This window comes from Mycobacterium sp. (genome assembly GCF_032161845.1).
Lineage (GTDB): Bacteria > Actinomycetota > Actinomycetes > Mycobacteriales > Mycobacteriaceae > Mycobacterium.
On sequence record NZ_JAVRQA010000561.1, the window covers coordinates 1 to 2,730 of the forward strand.

Genomic DNA, 2,730 nt, shown 5'->3' on the forward strand with positions numbered 1-2,730 from the left:
GCCTGAATGGGTCGCTAGCGCGCGGGCGCGGTCGTGCGTCGCACGATCAGCGTTGGCGACATCAGCACATCCGTCAGCACGCCTCGGTCGTTGATCGCGTCGATCAGCATGGTGGCCGCGGCCAGGCCCATCTCGCAGCGCGGCTGATGGATGGTCGTGAGGCCGACGTGGTTCAACGCGGCGAGCGATGTGTTGTCGAAGCCGACCACCGACACGTCATCGGGCACGACCAGACCACTGCGCTCGACGACGTCCACCGCGCCGACTGCGGAGAGATCGTTGGCCGTGAAGATGGCGGTGGGAAGCATGGCGTTGCGCAGGAGACGCTCGGCGCCGCGAGCGCCTGCCTCCTCGGTGAAGTCACCTGGGACGAGCTGGGCGTCGCCAGCGAGGCCGAGCGTGCGCATCGTGCGCACGTACCCGCTTCGTCGCGGAGCGGCGCCGGCACCCTTGCCACCGTCGATGTGGGCGATCCGTCGGTGACCCAGGTCGTAGAGGTGCTGGACGGCGAGCTGCGCACCGAACGCATCGTCGGTCGTCACCGATCCGACGGTCGTCCTTGGGAGGACACGTCCGACCGACACGACCGCGACCTCGGCGCCGACCGCGTCGAGCCGCGCCGCGGGAACTCGACAACCGGCCACGATGATGCCGTCGACCCGCGACGCCAGGAACGTGTCGAGCGCTCGAGATTCCAGCGCCGGGCTGCGGCGACCGCTGGCCAGGATGAGTTGGTACCCGAGCCGCTCCGAGGCGTCGTGGATCCCGTCGGTGACCTCGGCGAACCATGGGTTGTGCAGATCGTTGAGCAGCACGCCGATCGTCATCGTCTTGCGTGACGCGAGGTTGCGGGCCATCAGGTTGGGGCGATATCCGAGGGTGGCCGCCGCGGCGCTCACGCGCCTTCGCGACTCGGCGCTCACGCGCGGGGAGTCGCGCATGACCAACGAGACCAGCGCCCGAGACACGCCTGCCGCCTGGGCGACGTCTTCCAAGGTGGGTGCGCTGCTCCGCCTCGCATTCGACATCCCGGTCAAGCTAACGCACTTGACACAGTCGCTGAGACGTCTACAGTTGGAGCGCTCTATCGAGACGAGGGGACAGAATGATCGACCGCATTGCCGCGGCACCGATTTCGTGGGGAATTTGCGAGGTGCCCGGTTGGGGTCTGCAGATGCCTCCGAGCCGCGTACTTGCGGAGATGGCGGAGTTGGGCATCACTGCGACCGAGCTCGGTGCGCTCGGATGGCTGCCCGCCGACACCACTGCGTTGCGTGCTCTTCTCGATCATTTCGGCATGACCATCCTCGGCGGGTTCGTGCCTCTGGTGCTGCACCATGGCGCTGCCCACCCCGGATCCGTCCAGGCTGCGCACGCCGCGGCCAAGACGTTGGCCGATGCGGGCGGCCGCTACTTCGTCGCCGCCGTCATCTCCAGCATGGAGTCATGGGATCGCCCCACGCTGTCCGACACCGAGTGGTCGGCCTTGTTCGAGGGTCTCGCCGAGACCGAGAAGATCGTCGCCGAGTACGGCCTCACGCAGGTCGTCCATCCGCACGTCAACACGCTGATCGAAACCGCCGCTGAGTTCCAACGGTTCCTCGAGAACAGCTCCTCGCTGTTCTGTCTCGACACGGGCCACCTCTTCATCGGAGATGCCGATCCTGTGGCCATCGCCGAGCAGCACGGCGACCGCGTCGGTCTCGTGCACGTCAAAGATGTCGACCGCGAGATCGCGGCTCGGTTCCGGGCCGGCGAGTTCGACTGGATGGGGGCCATCCAGCACGGTCTGTTCCCCTCCGCGGGTGCAGGCGACGCGCCGATCGCTGATACGGTGCGAACACTCGAGCACTCCGGTTATGCCGGGTGGTACGTATTGGAACAGGATGTTGCCCTGACCGACGGTGAACCACCGCTCGGCGAGGGTCCGGTGCACGGTGTTCGCAAGAGCATCGAGTACCTCAGGTCGCTGGCTGGTTGAGTCCAGGCAGTGGAAAACAGCCGACTTCGTCGGCGCCAATCAACACTCCTAGAGGGGGAAAAGAGAACACATGAAGAAGACACGCTACGTCTTCGCATCGCTAGCAGCACTCGCCTTGGTGGCGACTGCCTGCGGCAGCGATAAGAAGGGCACTACAGCCTCGGTCGCGCCCGCCGCGTCCTCGGCCGCAACCACACCCGCCACCACCGGCTCGTCGTCGTCCGCTACCACAGCGGCTCCGGGAACCACCGTCACGGGTGACACCGTCGACGTGACCGCCGGACAAGCCGTCACGGTTGCTGTCGTCACCCATGGTGACGGTGGCGTGTTCTGGTCGGTGTTCAAGAAGGGTGCACTGCAGGCCGGTAAGGACCTCGGCATCACGGTGAACTACCAGGAGTCCAACAACAGCGGAACGAAGCAGTCCGACATGATCAACCAGGCTGTTGCCGACGGTGCTCAGGGTCTCGCTGTGTCGTTGGCCGATCCGGAAGCCGTGAAGGCTGCCGTCAAGGCTGCCGCCGACGCTGGTCTCCCGATCGTCACGACCAACTCCGGCTCGACGCTCTACAAGGACTTCGGCGCCTTCACCCACATCGGCCAGGACGAGTTCACGGCCGGCGCAGGCGCTGGTGAGAAGTTCAACGCCGCTGGTGTCAAGGTGCTGCTCTGCGCCAAGCAAGAGCAGACGAACACCGGTCTCGACGCCCGCTGCGACGGCGCGAAGAGCACGTTCAAGGGCAAGTTCC

At 66.1% G+C, this 2,730-nt stretch carries 3 protein-coding genes; 2 read left to right on the forward strand and 1 reads right to left on the reverse strand.

Annotated elements, in window-relative coordinates:
- Positions 1-14: 14 nt before the first annotated feature.
- Positions 15-1,028, reverse strand: a complete 1,014-nt coding sequence (locus tag QOD90_RS31150; protein WP_526356409.1) for a LacI family DNA-binding transcriptional regulator — start codon at positions 1,026-1,028, stop codon at positions 15-17.
- Between the two features lie 77 nt (positions 1,029-1,105).
- Between QOD90_RS31150 and QOD90_RS31155 the strand changes: the two genes are divergently transcribed.
- Both QOD90_RS31155 and QOD90_RS31160 read left to right on the forward strand, forming a co-directional pair.
- On the forward strand, positions 1,106-1,981 hold the full coding sequence (locus QOD90_RS31155; RefSeq protein WP_526356411.1) for a sugar phosphate isomerase/epimerase family protein: 876 nt from the start codon (positions 1,106-1,108) through the stop codon (positions 1,979-1,981).
- A 70-nt stretch (positions 1,982-2,051) separates the two neighbouring features.
- Positions 2,052-2,730, forward strand: a 679-nt coding sequence (locus QOD90_RS31160) for a substrate-binding domain-containing protein (protein ID WP_526356413.1), incomplete at its 3' end; no start/stop codon positions are given.

Excerpts from the sequence above, each read along its gene's own strand:
- QOD90_RS31150 (WP_526356409.1), bottom strand. The coding sequence starts at position 1,028 with ATGTCGAATGCGAGGCGGAGCAGCGCACCCACCTTGGAAGACGTCGCC.
- QOD90_RS31155 (WP_526356411.1), top strand. The coding sequence starts at position 1,106 with ATGATCGACCGCATTGCCGCGGCACCGATTTCGTGGGGAATTTGCGAG.